Raw genomic sequence first — 18,247 nt, 5'->3', positions numbered from 1 at the left:
TTTTATTGCACGCCAATGAACTCGAGCGGATTGAACCATGAGCCATGTGGCAATGGAACCTGAAACCAGAATTCAAACATGAGGTAGAGGGCAGCACTCACTCCAACAGACACAGCGACTGCTTTCCAGATTGGATATTTTCCCAACCAAACCATGAATATCGCGATGTAAACGGCTGAAGCAACGTAAATACCAATTAATTGCACGCCCAACACAAAAACAATTGCTGGTAAAAGCACAGCCATAACTTGCTTTAGGGGCTCAATGTCTACAAATGACTCTGTTTTCTTTTTCTTATTGACGATTGCAGCTTGATAGAGGGTTACCGTGCTTGAAAGCAAAATAATCAAACTAATATAGAAAGGAAAATATCCGGCTTCGGGACCATCAGCACCCCAACTGGCGCCTAACTTCAGGCTGCCAACCATCACCACTAGACCTACCGCGATAAACAGGAGGGCAGTAATCACATCCATCGCTCTTACGCTAATTGCTGATTCTTGATTTGAGTTATTAACTTGTTCAGACATTTTTTTATTCACTAATTAAAGTTGATTCATACGGGTACTTAAAAAATAGGACCCCCAATCGGAGGTTCTACTCTATAGGCCTTTAAATTATTTAGCCAAAAAGCCAGCTTCAGTCATTAACTGCTTATGTAAAGCTTCGTTTAATGTGAGCCAATTTCTAAACTCTTTACCAGTCATAAATGTCTGGTTGAATGCGCCATCAGCCATAAACTTTTTCCACTCTGGTGTAGCACGCACTTTTTTGAACAAGTCGATATAAAAATCAACCTGCTCTTGAGTTACGCCTGGAGCCATGAAAATACCGCGCAACATCACGTAGTCAGTTTTTACGCCTGCCTCTTTACAAGTTGGAACGTCATACCAAGATTGTGTAGCAGTGATTTTCTCTTTATAAGGCATACGAGTGTCATCAAATACACACAAGGCACGTAATTTGTTAGCACGCCATTGAGCAACCGCTTCAATTGGGTTATTCACAGAAGAATCAATATGATTACCTACAAGCTGAACAGCAACGTCGCCACCCCCTTTGAATGGGATGTAAGTGAACTTAGCACCAGTTGCTTTTTCAAGGGCAACGGTAATAATTTGGTCTTCTTGCTTAGAGCCAGTACCACCCATTTTGAATTTACCTGGGCCAGCTGCTTTAGCGGCATCAATATATTCTTTGGCTGTTTTGTAAGGCTTGTCAGCGTTATCCCACAAAACGAATTGGTCAAGAGCCAACATCGCTACAGGAGTGATGTCCTGCCAATTAAATGGAACACCAGTTGCTAATGGAGTTGTAAACAAATTCGAGAGAGTAATCACGATCTTGTTTGGATCGCCTTTAGCCTCTTTCATTGCTAAGAATCCTTCAGCTCCTGCACCTGCACCCTTGTTCACGGGAATTACTGCCTGCTTCATCAAATTATTTTTGGTAATGATGCCTTGGATCATGCGGGCCATTTGGTCAGCACCACCGCCAGGACCGGCAGGAATGATGAACTCAACTGGCTTGGTTGGTTCCCAGGCAGCGAAAGCAGGTGAAACACTAGTAGCACCGAGGGCTAATGCGGTGGAAATCAATGCCCCTTTTAACTTCATTTTCATGAACGCTCCTCCAAAAAATTTGAATACCAATATTACTTTGGCTTCTATTTGTTATGTGAGGATTTTTACTTAAACCAAGGGGCGAGTACTTGACACCTATCAACAATTATTAAATGAATAGCTAGGGATAACACTAACTCCTAAGTAATAACCCTAGTAAGGCCTTTGCGGGATCAATACCTAGCGGAATCGATCTAAAAGCTTCTTACTGACCTTGTCTAGCTGGGTGGAATCTTTAATCAAAAATTGCAGACCATTGGAATCAGCAATGAGGAGCGTATTACCAGCAATGCGACGAATATCTTCCTCGCCCTTGAGGCGAATTCTGGTGGGGCCGCGATCAGTTTCGATATCCCAAATACTGGGGGTAGCAAAAGTAGATACCTTGGTGATTTTTTCAATTACAGGCATGAACTCACGAGCAGCCAGCTCTTCCTTAATCAGATCTAACTCGGCTTCAGGTATGTTGGTGACATTATCAAACCAACACAACTCTTTGCCCGACTGATCCATGATCGAGATTCCGGCACCTGGTGCAGTAATCGGAAATGCTCTTACCGGATAGACGCCAATATGATGATTTCCAGCAGCATCAATCAATACCAAACGACCTAGTGCATCACGCTCTAGCGTGTATGTCTTTTGATGCTGACTCATACCCCGCCCCCAGTTGCTTTAGCAATGACTTGCAGGTCTACTTCTTTGCGCTCATTTTCGTCAATACTTTCGCCAATGGCACCACCCTCAACCAACTCTACAGCATGGCGCAATTGAGCTTGGTACAAGGTGTAGTACGCGCCCTGTGCATCCATCAAGTCATCATGCGAACCAATCTCCACGATCTCACCCTTATCAAGCACGACCAAGCGATCTGCTTTTCTTAAAGTAGAGAGGCGATGGGCAATCGCAATCGTAGTGCGGCCTTTGACCAGATTGTCTAAAGCACGCTGAATTTCTTTTTCAGTGGTGGTGTCTACCGATGAGGTAGCTTCATCCAAAATCAGAATGCTTGGGTTAATCAACAGTGCACGTGCAATTGAAATACGTTGACGCTCCCCGCCTGAGAGGGATTGACCGCGCTCACCTACTAATGAGTCATAACCGAGTGGTAAGCGAAGAATAAATTCATGTGCATGTGCAGCGCGCGCTGCCTCAATAATTTCTTCTCGAGTAGCCTCTGGCTTTCCATACGCAATATTTTCTGCAATCGTGCCAAAGAATAGAAATGGCTCTTGCAAAACCAAACCAATACGCTTGCGATAGTCAGCAATTCTGATGCTACGAATATCGCGCCCATCTAAGGTAATCGAACCAGTACTTACATCATAGAAGCGGCAAATCAAGTTCACTAGAGTGCTCTTACCGGAGCCGCTATGACCGACTAAGCCAATCATTTCTCCAGGAGCAATATCGAGATCAATCCCTTTAGAAACCGCACGGTTGCCATAGCGGAAACCCACGCCCCGTAAGGAGATTCGGCCCTTCACTTCACCCAAAGGTGCTGGATTAATTGGCTCAGGAACACTCGAGACATGATCCAAAATATCAAAAATACGCTTTGCTCCAGCCGCTGCTTTTTGCGTATGCGAAACGATGCGACTCATTGAATCGAGTCGAATGTAGAATCGTCCAATATAAGCAAGGAATGCAATCAACACGCCAACAGTGACCTTTTGGTGCGCAACCTGCCAAATACCAAAACCCCACACTACTAATAGACCCGTTTCAGTTAATAGCGTTACTGTTGGGGAAAACAAGCCCCATACGCGATTGACGCGATCATTGATTTGCAAATTGTGTTTGTTGGAATCAACAAAACGTTTGAGTTCACGATCTTCTTGAGCGAAGGCTTTGACTACCCGAATTCCTGGAATCGTATCAGCCAAGATGTTGGTTACTTCAGACCAAACGCGATCAATCTTTTCAAAACCAAATCGCAACTTATCTCGCACCACATGAATCATCCACACGATAAATGGCAATGGCGCCAAAGTGACCAATGCTAGCAAAGGATCAATTGATACCAAAATTGCTGCCGTCATCGTAATCATGATGACATCGGTTGCAAAATCTAAAGCGTATAAGGATAAGAATACGCAGATGCGATCTGTCTCAGCGCCAATACGTGCAATCAAGTCGCCGGTTCTTTTGCCACCGAAGTACTCCAAAGACAGTTTGAGCAAATGCTCAAAAGTTGTATTACGTAGATCTGCGCCGATACGCTCACTCACCAATGCAAGTAAGTAGGTTTTCCACCAACCAAGACCCCAAGCAACAATTGCTGCAGCAAATAAAGCGAAGAGGTACTTACTAGCTAAATCAAAATCGATCGGATTACCTTTCTCATATGGAATCAATACATGGTCCATCAATGGCATCGTCAAATAGGGCGGAATCAGTGTGGCGCCGGTTGATAGTAAGGTCAGGACAAAGCCTAGTAAGAGCTCTTTTTTATAGGGACGAGCAAAGCGCCACAATTTAAATAAAGTCCAAGTCGATGGAGGGGCATCCTCCTCTGGATCGCAAGTTGGGCAAGTATCTGAGTTGGCAGGCTTAGGGCTTAAGCACACTGGACAAACCTGCTTATCGTATTCAGAAGCCTCGGGCTCGCTACTAGGCTGATCACCCCTGATCAACTGCCTAAAACTGCTCTGTAGGCGCAATACTTGCGGATTGACAGCCAGAGTGAAGTACCACAGTCGCAGCAGACTAGCCTCAGACTCCAGCTTGAGATGCCCTACTCCGGCATGATCACCATGCAAAAGATGGGCTCCAGAGCTAATCGGCCAAAATTCCGTGCGAATACCGTCACTCCAAAATAGACCCGTAGGAACCAAGCAAAGCAGGCTTTTCTCAAAGCGCATTTCACCATCGAGATCAAGCTCGACCCATGCCAGTATGGAGTTGAGGTCTTTTACTGGGGATTGAGGAGCCTCTAAAACACTAGCCCAATGACTTGGTGAAGGGGGGGCGGATGGAGAAATTTCTGGCTTCATTAGTCTTAAAAGTATAGTGGAGCTAGATTTTTTAGATTTAGTAATACTGTCAACTTTAGTGGGTAGAAATCCGTTAAATTGACGAAGCAGGCTTTTTTACGCATTTTTGCTAATTTTGTGGATTTTGAATAATTATTAGAACTAGAGAGACAGTCTGAGACATCTCCGCCCTCATTTTCTATTTTGGCGCTGAGATCCCCCACTCCACATATGCCCCAATTACTAGATAAAACCATTGAGATCTTGAGTGTCAAGCATCTTCGCGGCCCTAATATGTGGACTTACCATCCCGTTATTGAAGTTTGGCTCGACATTGGTGAATTAGAAGATTTTCCATCTAACCTCATTCCCGGGTTTTATGACCGCCTTGTTCGAGCGCTCCCCAGTCTTCAAGAACACCGCTGCAGTTATGGTGAGGCTGGTGGATTTCTCAAAAGAGTCGAGGAAGGCACTTGGCCAGCTCACATCCTTGAGCACCTCACCCTAGAATTACAAAATTTAGCCGGCATCCCCGGCGGCTTTGGTAAAGCGCGTGATGGTGATCGTCGCGGTGTTTACAAAGTCATGGTGAGTGCGATTAATGAAGAAGTAACACTCACTGCACTCAAATATGCGCGCGATTTATATCTTGCTCTAGCGCAAGACACCAAAGATCCAGTCGCACTAGTTGCCAGTATTCTTCAGGAACTGCGTGAGCTCGGCGATGATCTATTGCTCGGTCCCAGCACCGCCTGCATCGTTAATGCGGCTGAGGAGCGAGGCATCCCCTCCATCCGACTATCTGAGGGTAACTTAGTACAACTGGGTTATGGCGCTAAGCAGCGTCGTATCTGGACAGCAGAAACCGATCAAACTAGCGCCATCGCTGAAACAATTTCTCGAGACAAAGATCTCACGAAGAGTCTTCTGTCTAGCGCAGGGGTTCCAACCCCCGAGGGTCGCACCGTTACTAGTCCTGACGATGCATGGGAAGCGGCTCAAGATATCGGCCTACCAGTTGTTGTCAAACCGATCGACGGCAACCACGGCCGCGGTGTCTTTATCAATTTGTATACCCAACAAGAAATTGAAGCGGCCTATGCTGTCGCAATCGATGAAGGCAGCGAAGTTTTAGTAGAGCGGCACATCCTTGGTGATGAACATCGCCTACTCGTAGTTGGCAATAAAGTAGTCGCAGCGGCCAAAGGTGAGACTGTTTGGGTTACTGGTGATAACCAACATACCGTTCTTGAGTTGATTCAAATTCAAATTAACTCTGATCCACGTCGCGGCAAAAGTGAAGAATGTCCACTCAACCCAGTTCGTATTGACTCTGCGGTCGAATTAGAGCTTGCACGCCAAAAGTTAACCGGCAGCAGCATTCCAAGCTTAGATCAAAAAGTACTGATTCAAAGCAATGGTAATGTCGCCTTTGATGTCACCGACTTAGTTCATCCAGATGTAGCTAGTCAAGTTGCTCTTGCTGCCCGCGTAGTGGGATTAGAAATTGCTGGGGTTGACCTGGTTGCGCAAGATATTAGTAAGCCACTAGATGAGCAGAATGGGGCTATTGTTGAAGTGAATGCTGGCCCCGGTTTATTGATGCACTTAAAACCTGCCAGTGGTAAACCTCAACCGGTCGGCAAAGAGATCGCGAACCACCTCTTCCCACCAGGAGCTGATTTCCGCATTCCCGTGGTCGGAGTCTGTGGTGCTCGCGGCAAAACCCCTGTAGCTGAAATGATTGCCCACTTTTTGCGACTTACGAATTTGTATGTCGGCCTGTCTTGTAGCAAGGGTTTATTTTTTGGTCATCGCTCAATTCAAAAGAGCAATGCTGCTAACTGGGAAAATGCCCGCCGTACTTTATTGAATCGTGCAGTGGAAGCAGCCGTGATCGAGAATAATAATCTGTCTATGCTGATAGAAGGATTGGCCTACGACCGCTGCCAAGTTGGTGTTGTATTAAACGTAGATCCGAAAGCCAATTTTCCTCAATACGCTATTTATGATGAAGACCAGGTTTTTAGCATCGTTAGGACCCAAGTAGATGTGGTGCTACCCACGGGAGTTGCCGTTCTCAATGCTGATGATCCAATGGTTGCCAGCATGGCGGAACTCTGTGACGGCGAAGTTATTTTCTTTACTCAAGATTCCTCATCCCCGATTGCGCAAGAGCACCTTAAGAATGGTGGTCGCGTCGTGATGATCGGCAATCAACAGATTACTTTGAAGTCCGCTAAGCATGATCAAAAGAGTATTCCAGTACCACCTAACTCTGAGCCTAACGCCAGCGAGCCATGGAAACCATTAAATCTTGGCGCCGCGATTGCTGCAGCCTGGGCCTTAGACATTCCGTTCAACGTTATCGAAGCTGGTGCTGAAACTTTTGTTTCTGACGCTAGTATTCCAGTAGGGGCTTAATTGGAAATCACCCGTATTCGCATGTTGCGTGGCCCAAATTTATGGAGCCGTCATACCGCTTTAGAGGCGATTGTGTCTTGCGAGGAATCAGAGCGTTCAATTGATCTGATTCCCGAATTTGAAATCAAGATTCGCGAGCGCTTTCCGCAATTAGGTAGTATGCGTCGCGGTGGACAAAATGAAACTCTCTCCTTAGCACACGCGCTAGAACATGCTGCTTTAGGTCTTCAATCTCAAGCAGGTTGCCCTGTCACTTTTAGTCGTACTGTACAAACCATTGACTTAGGCGTGTATCAAGTTGTAGTGGAGTACACCGAAGAAGTTGTTGGGCGCATGGCTTTTGACTTTGCCTTTGCTTTAATTCAGGCAACACTCAATGATGTGCCATTTGATTTAGCAGCCGCCCTATCCGAGCTAGAGGCCCTCTATGAAGATGTGCGCCTAGGGCCGAGCACTGGTTCTATTGTTGATGCTGCAGTTCAGAGAAACATCCCTTATCGCCGCATGACCGAGGGCAGCATGGTGCAGTTTGGCTGGGGTAGCAAACAAAAACGTATCCAGGCTGCTGAGACCAGTGACACTAGTGCGATTGCCGAGGCGATTGCGCAAGACAAGGAGCTCACTAAAAACCTTCTAGCAGCTGCAGGAGTATCAGTTCCAACTGGTGAAGTAGTCACTACCGCAGACGATGCATGGCGTGCTGCCCAAAATATTGGCGGCCCTATTGTTCTCAAGCCCAAGGATGGCAATCAAGGCAAGGGTGTTGTTGCCAATATTCAAACGGAAGCAGAAGTGCGCGCTGGCTTTGTGGTAACCCAAGCTTTTGGTCGTGAAACCATAGTCGAACGCTATTTACCTGGCGCTGACTATCGCCTGCTGGTAGTGGGTAACCGCCTATCCGCTGCAGCGCGGCGTGAGCCTGCGCAAGTAGTAGGTGATGGTAAGCATAGTGTTGCTGAACTGGTTGAGTTGGAAAATAAAAATCCATTACGTGGCGATGGTCATGCAACTGCATTAACAAAGATTCGTTTTGATGACATTGCGCTTGCACATTTAGCTAGCAACGGTCTGAGCCCCCAACATATCCCCAATACAGGCGAACGCGTTCTCTTGCGCAATAATGCCAATCTGAGTACTGGTGGCACTGCTACCGATGTGACTGATGATGTCCATCCCGATGTTGCAGCCAGCGCTATCGCTGCTGCACAAATGATTGGGTTAGACATCGCTGGCGTCGACATTCTGTGCGAAGCAATTTACAAACCTTTAGAGAGTCAAGGTGGTGGCATCGTTGAAGTCAATGCCGCTCCAGGCTTGCGCATGCATCTCAAGCCTTCCTATGGCAAGAGCCGCCCTGTAGGCGAAGACATCATCAATACGATGTACCCGCTTGGCGAGGATGGCAGAATTCCAGTTGTAGCAGTCACAGGAACCAATGGTAAAACTACTACCGTGCGCCTGATTTCTCATTTACTGAATGAGACTGGCTTACGTGTTGGCATGACAACCACTGATGGCGTGTATGTCAACCATCGCTTAATTGATTCCGGAGACTGTAGTGGGCCTAAGAGTGCTCGTAACGTCCTCATGCATCCCGATGTGGATGCCGCTGTTTTAGAAACAGCACGTGGTGGAATGCTGCGCGAAGGCTTAGGTTTTGACCGCTGTGAAGTTGCAGTAGTTACCAATATTGGTGAAGGAGATCATCTTGGTCTCAACTACATCACCAGCGTTGAAGACTTAGCGATTCTGAAACGGGTGGTTGTTCAAAATGTGGCGCCATCTGGCGCTGCAGTCCTCAACGCCACTGACCCCATAGTTGTAAAAATGGGGGATGTTTGCACAGGTCGAGTGATTTTCTTTGCACAAAATCAACACCACCCCGTGATTGCCGCACATCGAGCCAAAAACAAAAAAGTGATTTACTTTGATGGCGCCTTTATCGTCTGCTCAAAAGGATCTCGTGTACTCTTCCGCTTCCCAGTTAGCGAAATTCCGTTAACTCAGAATGGTGTTTTAGGATTCCAAATTGAAAATGCTATGGCCTCTATTGGCGCGGCCTGGGCATTAGGTTTGGATGCTGAAAAGATTGCGCGTGGCCTCCACTCCTTTGAAAGCTCTGCCAATGCAGTGCCGGGACGCTTTAATCAATTCCAGCACAAAGGCGCTACTGTTATTGCTGACTATGGCCACAATCCAGATGCCATGCGTGCTTTAGCTAGCGCAATTGAGGCTATGAAACCTCAGAAGAGTCATGTAGTAATTAGCGGCGCTGGCGATCGTCGTGATGAAGATATTCGTGATCTGACCCGTATTCTTGGCAATAGCTTTGACAATGTCATCCTTTATCAAGATCAATGTCAGCGTGGCCGAAAAGATGGTGAAGTGCTCAAGCTTCTTCAAGAGGGTCTAGTGGGCACTAAGAAAGCCAAACACGTCAAAGAGATTACTGGTGAATTTCTGGCTATTGACACCGCCCTCAATGATTTATCTGCTGGCGATATCTGCCTGATACTCATTGACCAAGTCGAAGAATCTCTTGCCTATCTCAAAAAGCAGGTTCGGCCATAATGATTGAATTCATTTTCCATGTGAACGCCTGAAGTTAAAACGCCCAATCAGTGATTGGGCGTTTTTCTTGGATCTTGGTGACTCAGGTAGCGGCAAATAATTACGCCTGCGAATGGTAATGCTGCAAGCGCTCAATCTCTTCTTTGGACCCTAACATCACAGAGACGCGCTCATGCAATTCCGTAGGAATCATATCCATGATTAATTGATCACCATTGGTTGAAGCGCCACCAGCCTGCTCTACTAAAAAGCTCATGGGATTAGCTTCATACATCAGGCGCAGCTTGCCTGGCTTATGTGGTTCTCGCTGGTCCCATGGATACATAAAGATGCCACCACGCGATAAAACACGATGAACATCAGCAACCATGGATGCAATCCAGCGCATATTGAAATCTTTATCACGTTCGCCACTCACACCTGCTAAGCACTCATCTACATAGCGACGGACAGGTTCAGCCCAATGACGCATATTAGACATATTGATGGCAAATTCTTTGGTTGAGTGAGCAATCTCCACTGCATGCTTAATTAAGATGAATTCGCCGGTGACTTTATTCAAGGTAAACATCACTACGCCATCGCCTAGTGTTAATGCCATGGTTGTTTGCGGGCCGTAAACAACATAACCTGCAGCTACTTGGTGACGGCCAGATAGTAAAAAATCAGCAGTTTGTAATGGCGCTAAAGGATCTTGCTTCTTGAGTACAGAGAAAATGGTACCGATAGATACATTCACATCGATATTAGATGAGCCATCCAATGGATCAAACAGTAGCAAGTAGTCGCCAGTGCCCTGAACTGGGAGCGGTAACTCCATCTCCTCAGAGGCTAGACCAGCCAATGATTTACATCCCTGTACGCCGTCAATTAATAAGTCATTGGCAATCACATCTAGTTTTTGCTGGACCTCGCCTTGGACATTACCAGTGCCAGCAGAGCCTAATAAGCCAATCAAGGCTCCTTGCGCAACCTCATGACTCAAGCTTGAGCACGTACCTGCAACTGCCAATAACAGCTCTTGTAGACCTGCGGGAATATCTGCACCCTTCACCCTAGCGGATGTCAGGTACTGCTTGAAATTGGTATTAAAAGTACTTGAGGCGCTCAAAAGGAATTTCTCCGTAATGGGGTTAGTTCTGCTGTGGCTCTATTTTGCCTTGTTCTGAATCTATTAATTACCCAAAGCCTTAGAAATCACCTCTTTCACATCTGGAGAGAGGGTTTCGCAAGCCGCAACCTGCTTTAGGGCCGCCAGCATATGGTCTTGGTAAGGCTTGGCAAATTGACGCCAGCGATCTAATCCCCTAGCTAAACGAGCGGCAACTTGTGGATTAATTGGGTTTAAAGTCAGAACGGATTCTGCCCAAAATGCATAACCACTGCCATCCACTTGATGAAAGCTAGCGGGGTTATTCATACAAAAAGCATGAATGACGCTGCGAACTCGGTTGGGGTTATTCATTTTGAAGGCCTCGTGCTCACGCAAGCGCTTGACTTCATTCAAGGTGGGTTCAGCGTTTCCAACTGGCGGTCTACTCGATTGCAATGCAAACCATTTATCAATGACTAAAGCATCATCAGCAAACCGAGTATAAAAATCATCCAAACAGGCTACTGCTGATTTTGATCCCTGAATTACTAAGCCGGCTAAAGCAGCATATCGGTCGGTCATATTGTCGGCATTCTGATATTGATTGACCGCCATTGGCGCCCAGATCAGCGGATCCGCTTCGAGCAACATACTTAATGCAAGATTCTTTAATCCGCGTTTACCAGCACTAACTGCATCAGGATTAAATGGTCCTGGCGTTTGCATCTGCTGATAAAGAGCAGCCCACTCGATGCGCAACTCACTGGCGATGACGTGGCGGAAAGTGCGACGTGCGTTATAAATCTGTTGAGGGTCAACACTTGCGCACTGTTCATACAGATAAGTATCAGCAGGTAAAGTCAGCGCCAACTCTTTGAATGCAGGATCTAAGTCCGGATCAGTTAACAAAGTGCGGTAAGCCTCAATCAGAGCTTTATCAGGCAAGCGATTATCCAGAATCATTTGCATTGCCAGTTTCTGAGCAGCTTCCCAACGATTAAAGGCGTCATCATCACTCGAGAACATGGTGAGCAGATCAGCCTCACTTTGATCAAAATCTAAATTAATCGGGGCCGAGAAATGACGATTAATTGATAGTACTGGGCGGCTTGTCACCTGATCAAAAGTCCAAGTTTGCTGATCTTGAGTTAACTCCAACAAAGTCTCAACTTGATCATCCGCAGGGGTTAGTAAGCGCATCTTCAGTGGAATATGAAAGAGCTTGCTATCTTTGCGCACTGTATCTACTGAAGGATTTTGTGTCAAAGTCACTTGATATTGCTTTTTATCCGCATCATAGAACTCCTCTACCTTAACCTGAGGAGTGCCAGCCTGGCTATACCAGCTCTTAAACTGGGAAAGATCACGGCCATTAGCATCAGCCATAGCAGTCAAGAAGTCATCGCAAGTAACCGCTTGGCCATCATGACGCTGGAAGTACAGATCCATACCTTTACGGAAGCCCTCAACACCCAATAGCGTTTGATACATCCGCACAACTTCAGCACCCTTCTCATATACCGTCACGGTGTAGAAATTATTAATCTCTTGATATTCGTCTGGACGAATTGGATGCGCCATTGGACCCGCATCTTCAGGAAACTGTAGTTGACGCAATAAACGGACATCCTCAATGCGCTTTACCGCCCTGCCGGACTCGCTACCCATTTGATCAGCAGAGAATTCTTGATCGCGAAATACAGTCAAACCTTCTTTCAGGGAAAGCTGAAACCAATCACGACAAGTAACGCGATTACCAGTCCAGTTGTGGAAGTACTCATGGGCCACTACACTTTCGATATTAGCAAAGTCAGCATCGGTTGCAGTCTCGGGTTGAGCCAGGACATACTTGGTATTGAAAATATTTAGACCTTTGTTCTCCATCGCGCCCATATTGAAATCACCCACTGCCACAATCATGAAGCGCTCGAGATCCAACTCCAGGCCATAGCGTTTCTCATCCCAATGAATTGAGGCAATCAAAGAATCCATCGCATGACGGGTCTTTTTTAAATCATGAGGTTCAACCCAAATCTGTAGTAACTTTTTTGCACCACTGCCTGTAGTAATTGTTTCTTCCGTACATTCCAGTTTTCCAGCAACCAAGGCAAATAAGTAAGACGGTTTTGGAAACGGATCTTCCCAGATGGCGCTATGCCAACCATTCGGTAGTTTTTCAGTGCTAATAAGGTTGCCGTTCGATAACAGTACTGGGCACTCCGCCTCACGAGCACGAAGAGTCACGCGATAACGCGCCATCACATCCGGCCTATCGAGGAAGTATGTAATCTTTCTGAACCCCTCAGCCTCGCACTGCGTAAAGAAATTCCCATTGGAAACATATAAGCCCATGAGCGAGGTATTTTTCTCAGGCACACAGACGCAGATAATCTCAATAATGAAAGTCTGCTTCCCTTCATTCGGTAAAGCATGAATAGTTAGCGTTTCTGGGCTCAGTTCAAACTGACGATGAGCTACACCATTAACGCGTAAGCTCACAAACTCCAGTTCATGACCCTGCAGTACTAAAGGTGCGCCAAGCTCATGACCAGCACCAGGCAGAACCTCTAGGCGACTCTTCACAATTGTTCTAGCCGGATCTAAGGCAATATCCAACTCAACCTGTGAGAATGTGTAATTAGGAGCGCGGTATTCGAGCCTACGAAAGCTCTGTGGCAGATCAGTTTTCATAGGGTAATTTTAAGCCCCATAGGAAAATTCGACCTAACTCCAAATCAGGGTAGCAATACCAATAGCGATGAAGGTGACGGCGGCTACTGCATGCACCCACTTAATGGGCATGCGTTTAGTGAATTTCTGACCAATCCAAACAGCCGGGGCATTAGCCAACATCATTCCCAAAGTGGTGCCAACTGTCACAGAAAAGACATCGGAATATTTTGCGCCTAAGGCGATCGTGGCAATCTGGGTCTTATCCCCCATCTCAGCCAAGAAAAAGAGCCCAACCGTCAGCATCAATACCTGAAAGGCTCTATCTGCCACCTTTGATTCGGCTGCATCATCAATATGATCAGGCACCAAAAGCCAGAGGCCTATCCCTAAAAAGCTTAAGCCCAAGATCCACTTGAGAAGATCTGGACTCATAAAAGTAGTGAGCCAATGTCCTAGTAAAGCTGCACAAGCATGATTAGCAATCGTCGCAATGAATATCCCGCCAATAATGGCCAGCGCCTGTTTTGGATAACGCGCAGCCAACATCAAAGAGAGTAATTGGGTTTTATCACCCATCTCAGCTAGAGCGACTACACCGGTAGAAATTGCTAATGCAGATAAGTCCATTCTTACAATGATAGAGGAAAGCTTGGGAGCCTAGACTCCCAAGACATTCAAACGTAGAGCTACGGGCAAACTGTTAGGCAGCTAACAACTCTTCCGCTAATACAAAATCTACTTTCTGCGCTTTAGCAACTGGTTCGGATGTGAGCTTACCCCGATGAACACTCAAACCATTCCGTAGATGATGGTCATGTAACAGCGCCTTCACCATGCCACGATTTGCCAAGGCTTCAATGAATGGATAAGTTGCATTCGTTAAAGCAAAGGTAGATGTTCTGGCGACTGCACCAGGCATATTTGCAACGCAGTAGTGCAACACTCCATCTACGATAAAGGTGGGATCAGTATGTGTAGTGGCTTTAGATGTCTCAAAACAACCACCTTGGTCAATTGCCACATCCACCACTACTGCACCCACCTTCATTTTGCGCACCATCTCGCGTGTCACTAGCTTTGGTGCTGCGGCACCAGGCAACAATACGGCACCAATGACTACGTCTGCTTCACAAACCTCGAGCTCCACCAAAAGTGGATCGGCATAAAAGGTTCTCACTCGATTGCCGTAAAGTATGTCAATCTGCCTTAAGCAGTCGATATTACGATCGAAGATACAGACATCTGCACCCATACCAACGGCTATCTGAAGCGCATTACGACCTACTACCCCCGCACCCAATATGACGACCTTTGCCGGCGCTACGCCAGGGACACCTGCCATCAAAATTCCCAACCCTCCATGTGTTTTTTCTAGATGCGTAGCAGCCGCTTGTATAGACATCCGGCCTGCAACTTCACTCATCGGAGCCAGAAGCGGTAAAGCGCCATTAAACGAAGTTACTGTTTCATAGGCGATACAACTTGCACCTGATGCGAGTAATGCTTTGGTCTGCTGTGGATCAGGTGCTAGATGTAAGTAGGTAAAGAGCAGTTGGTCTTCACGTAACATCGCACATTCTTGAGGCTGAGGCTCCTTCACTTTCACGACCATCTCCGCCTTAGCAAAAACTTCAGCAGCGTTATTAATTAATCTAGCACCAGCGAGGCGATAGGATTCATCGCTCAAGCCAATTTGCTCTCCCGCTCCACGTTGCACCAAGACAGAATGGCCCTGCTTACATAAACCCCTGACATTACCCGGGGTCAAGCCAACACGAAATTCATTATTTTTTACTTCTTGAGGTACGCCAACAATCATTTATGTCTCCTTATTTGAATTCACGACTCAGTTTTGTTTTGTGATGCAATCCAACGATGTAGAACATGGCGAGATACACACCTAATAAGCACGGACCTAAGACCAAGGCAATCCGCGCATCCTCATGAAAGCCCATCAACACCACTACCAAGGCGATAAATGCCAATGCGAACCACGAGGAATAGGGCCACCAAGGCGTGCGATATGCCAACTCGGCAACCTGAACTTTTGTCAGTGAGCGACGAAACTGAATTTGTGTGATCAAAATAGCAATCCACACCATTAAACCGACAAAGGTCACTGCGGCCATGATGTATTGAAATGCCTTGTCTGGAACAAAGTAGTTCAGTACCACGCCAGTCATACAAACCGCCACAGTAGCCATCACCGCACGATGTGGAACGCCATACTTCGATAACTTGGCAAATGGCGAAGGTGCATAGCCATTGACTGAGAGTGCATATAGGAGTCGCCCACCACTAAAGATGCCAGCATTGCAAGATGACAAGGCAGCAGTAATCACTACGAAGTTGATGATTCCAGCAGCTTCACGTAAACCAATGCGCTCAAACATCACCACGAATGGACTGCCTTGTTGGCCAATCTCATTCCAAGGAAAGATCGCTAGGATGACAAAAATTGCGCCCATATAAAAAATGAGGATGCGCCATGCCAATGAATCGATCGCCATCGGAATAGTTTTGCGTGGATTTTCCGCTTCGCCAGCAGATAAGCCAATCATCTCAATGCCAACATACGCAAACAGGACCATCTGCAAAGAGAGCAGCATCCCGCTAATACCATTAGGGAAGAAACCGCCGTGTTGCCATAAGTTAGCAAGGCCAACGGGATTCCAGTCATTAGTAAAGCCAAAGAAAATAACTGAGCCGCCCAAGGCAATCATGGCAACAATGGCAACCACTTTAATGAGAGCAAACCAAAATTCAAACTCACCAAATACTTTGACAGCAATAAGATTAATCAGACCCATCATCAAAATGGAAGATAAGGCCCAGATCCACTGCGGCGTCTCAGGAAACCAAATCCCCATATAAATACCGACCGCAGTGACTTCAGCTATTCCAACGACGATCCAGTAAGTCCAGTAACCCCACCCGACCATATAACCAGCAAGCGGTCCTACGTAGGTATTGGCATAAGCCGCAAATGAACCTGCGACTGGTTCAAGAACTGCCATCTCACCCAAGGTGCGAAGCACGATGAAGGCGACGATGCCAGCCAGAAGATATCCCAATAAGATTGAAGGTCCTGCGATTTGAATCGCGCTTGCCGAGCCTAGAAATAATCCAACGCCAATAGTGGATCCCAAAGCCATAAGGCGAATATGCCGCACTTTGAGGTGGCGCTGTAAACCAGTTTGTTCAGTCTGCAAAAGAGACCTCCTTTCGATTTGTTGTTGGTAAATCACCAACGGGGCAAAGTCTAGGGAGGACTGCGCATCTACACTAGGGGATAAAAATGCGCAAAGTACTTAAACGAATAAATGTGATTTGTAATAAATGAGTTCTCCCTCGTGAGAGCGGGCTCAATGGGAAATTAATAAATTTGGGATGACAGCAGAATCCGTAATTTCCTACAGGGATTCCCCTTAAGGATTTATGGATGGATTTGAAAGAATTGCTTACTGAGCAGCAATAAGATTTAAAACTTCAGCGGCGGCGGCTAAACCAGAAGCTGCCGTGACCATCACGGTAGAACCATAACCAGAGCAGGCAAGACCACCACTAGCAGTCCCCGCGCGTGGCTCATGAGAATAAATTGCGCGAATACCCATTTTTCTTTTCAAATTTCTAGAAAAGCCATGATCCTGTCTGAGACCTTGGCGCACCTTCGCTAGCAAAGCATCTTGCTCAGTTCGCGAAAGATCATCGCAGCGTACAGAAGTGGGATCTGACTTTCCACCAGCTGCACCACACATGACTAAAGCACGCTCATTTTTGTTTGCCCACACTGCTAAAGCGATTTTGGTTTGCACTGAATCGGTCGCATCTAAAACAATCGCATTTTCCGGAATCAAGGTATCCAGATTTTCTGGCTCCAAAAACGCATCATGGGTGGTGAGCATAATCTCCGGATTAATTTGGCGAATGCGATCAGTCATCGCTCGCACTTTTGCCTTGCCGTACTCACCCTCTAAGGCATGTAGCTGTCGATTAGTATTGCTTTCAGCGATGTGATCAAAATCGATGAGGACGAGGTGTCCGATAGCAGTACGAGCCAATGCTTCCGCCGCCCACGAGCCTACCCCACCCAGTCCAGCCACCACCACTATCGCATGGCGAAAACGCTCACGCAGCTCTGGGCCATATAGACGAGCTACACCCCCAAAACGACGATCCCCCAAACTGTCTTCCATCTTGTCTTCTGCCATAGACTCTCTTTATACTGAAAAAATGGACTCCATTGCTCAACTCCGCAAAAACTACACCTTCGGCCAGCTTTCAGAGACTGAGGTTTCACCAAACCCACTGGACTTATTTCAGGTTTGGTTTGATCAGGCTGTAAAAGCCGAGTGTCCTGAACCCAACTCTATGACTTTGGCAACTGCAGATTTAGCGGGTAATCCATCAGCCCGTATTGTCTTACTAAAAGGTGCGGATAGCACTGGCTTCACCTTCTTTACCAATTACGCAAGCCAAAAAGGTAAAGAGCTGGCTGCTCGCCCACACGCTGCCTTGTTATTTCATTGGCACGAATTGGAGCGCCAGGTTCGGATCAAAGGGGTCGTTGAGCGTGTTAGCCCTGCCGAGAGTGATGAATACTTTCACTCCCGCCCAGCAGCATCTCGAATTGGCGCGTGGGCTTCACCACAAAGCTCCGAGATTCCCAATCGCGAATTTCTTGAGGATGCTGAAAAACGTTTCGCAGCAGACTTTGGAGATAAGCCACCGCGCCCAGAACATTGGGGCGGGTATCGTCTACTCCCCACTGAGATTGAGTTCTGGCAAGGCCGTCCTTCACGCTTGCATGACCGCATTCACTATCAACTTAATGGCGCTCAATGGCGTATTACTCGATTGGCTCCATAAAAGACTGGGCTACGCTTGAC

At 46.8% G+C, this 18,247-nt stretch carries 13 protein-coding genes; 3 read left to right on the top strand and 10 right to left on the bottom strand.

Translation table 11 applies throughout. The features are described 5' to 3' along the window. Positions 1 to 2: 2 nt before the first annotated feature. The 4 genes from FD967_RS03040 to FD967_RS03025 all read right to left on the bottom strand — a co-directional run bounded on the left by FD967_RS03040 (position 3) and on the right by FD967_RS03025 (position 4,618). Entirely contained in the window at positions 3 to 530 is a 528-nt protein-coding gene (locus FD967_RS03040) for a tripartite tricarboxylate transporter TctB family protein (RefSeq protein ID WP_215326660.1), read from the bottom strand. A gap of 87 nt (positions 531 to 617) precedes the next feature. Beyond that, entirely contained in the window at positions 618 to 1,616 is a 999-nt protein-coding gene (locus FD967_RS03035; RefSeq protein ID WP_215327148.1) for a tripartite tricarboxylate transporter substrate binding protein, read from the bottom strand. 186 nt (positions 1,617 to 1,802) lie between these two features. Continuing rightward, positions 1,803 to 2,279, bottom strand: coding sequence for a DUF1854 domain-containing protein (locus FD967_RS03030; protein WP_215326659.1), 477 nt, complete (start codon positions 2,277 to 2,279; stop codon positions 1,803 to 1,805). Continuing rightward, positions 2,276 to 4,618 carry an ABC transporter ATP-binding protein gene (locus FD967_RS03025; protein ID WP_215326658.1) on the bottom strand — a complete coding sequence of 781 codons (2,343 nt, stop codon included), beginning with the start codon at positions 4,616 to 4,618 and terminating at the stop codon, positions 2,276 to 2,278. The genes FD967_RS03030 and FD967_RS03025 overlap by 4 nt, the downstream gene beginning before the upstream one ends. 210 nt (positions 4,619 to 4,828) lie before the next feature. On the opposite strand from FD967_RS03025, the gene cphA (FD967_RS03020) reads away from it, so the two are divergent. Together cphA (FD967_RS03020) and cphA (FD967_RS03015) are read left to right on the top strand one after the other, a co-directional pair. Further along, positions 4,829 to 7,021 (top strand): cyanophycin synthetase, encoded by a 2,193-nt coding sequence (cphA, locus tag FD967_RS03020; RefSeq protein ID WP_215326657.1) that lies wholly within the window; start codon positions 4,829 to 4,831, stop codon positions 7,019 to 7,021. Continuing rightward, positions 7,022 to 9,592 (top strand): cyanophycin synthetase, encoded by a 2,571-nt coding sequence (gene cphA / locus FD967_RS03015; protein ID WP_215326656.1) that lies wholly within the window; start codon positions 7,022 to 7,024, stop codon positions 9,590 to 9,592. It abuts the gene before it with no gap. A 100-nt stretch (positions 9,593 to 9,692) separates the two neighbouring features. Here cphA (FD967_RS03015) and FD967_RS03010 read toward each other — a convergent pair whose 3' ends face one another. The 6 genes from FD967_RS03010 to FD967_RS02985 all read right to left on the bottom strand — a co-directional run bounded on the left by FD967_RS03010 (position 9,693) and on the right by FD967_RS02985 (position 17,569). After that, positions 9,693 to 10,703, bottom strand: a complete 1,011-nt coding sequence (locus FD967_RS03010; protein WP_215326655.1) for a class 1 fructose-bisphosphatase — start codon at positions 10,701 to 10,703, stop codon at positions 9,693 to 9,695. A gap of 63 nt (positions 10,704 to 10,766) precedes the next feature. Then, positions 10,767 to 13,376 carry an aminopeptidase N gene (pepN, locus tag FD967_RS03005; protein ID WP_215326653.1) on the bottom strand — a complete coding sequence of 870 codons (2,610 nt, stop codon included), beginning with the start codon at positions 13,374 to 13,376 and terminating at the stop codon, positions 10,767 to 10,769. 33 nt (positions 13,377 to 13,409) lie between these two features. After that, the gene (locus FD967_RS03000; protein WP_215326652.1) at positions 13,410 to 13,985 is read right to left on the bottom strand and encodes a TMEM165/GDT1 family protein; all 576 of its coding nucleotides are present in this window, start codon (positions 13,983 to 13,985) and stop codon (positions 13,410 to 13,412) included. Between the two features lie 73 nt (positions 13,986 to 14,058). Then, positions 14,059 to 15,177 carry an alanine dehydrogenase gene (gene ald / locus FD967_RS02995; RefSeq protein ID WP_215326651.1) on the bottom strand — a complete coding sequence of 373 codons (1,119 nt, stop codon included), beginning with the start codon at positions 15,175 to 15,177 and terminating at the stop codon, positions 14,059 to 14,061. 10 nt (positions 15,178 to 15,187) lie between these two features. Beyond that, positions 15,188 to 16,513 carry an amino acid permease gene (locus FD967_RS02990; protein WP_305848867.1) on the bottom strand — a complete coding sequence of 442 codons (1,326 nt, stop codon included), beginning with the start codon at positions 16,511 to 16,513 and terminating at the stop codon, positions 15,188 to 15,190. A gap of 306 nt (positions 16,514 to 16,819) precedes the next feature. Beyond that, entirely contained in the window at positions 16,820 to 17,569 is a 750-nt protein-coding gene (locus FD967_RS02985) for a ThiF family adenylyltransferase (protein WP_215326649.1), read from the bottom strand. 22 nt (positions 17,570 to 17,591) lie between these two features. Here FD967_RS02985 and pdxH point away from each other — a divergent pair, with 22 nt between their 5' ends. Continuing rightward, complete coding sequence (pdxH, locus tag FD967_RS02980) at positions 17,592 to 18,227, top strand: pyridoxamine 5'-phosphate oxidase (RefSeq protein ID WP_215326648.1); 636 nt, start codon at positions 17,592 to 17,594, stop codon at positions 18,225 to 18,227. Positions 18,228 to 18,247: the final 20 nt, after the last annotated feature.

Source organism: Polynucleobacter sp. JS-Mosq-20-D10 (genome assembly GCF_018687755.1).
Lineage (GTDB): Bacteria > Pseudomonadota > Gammaproteobacteria > Burkholderiales > Burkholderiaceae > Polynucleobacter.
This window is presented reverse-complemented; position numbering and strand designations above follow the sequence as displayed.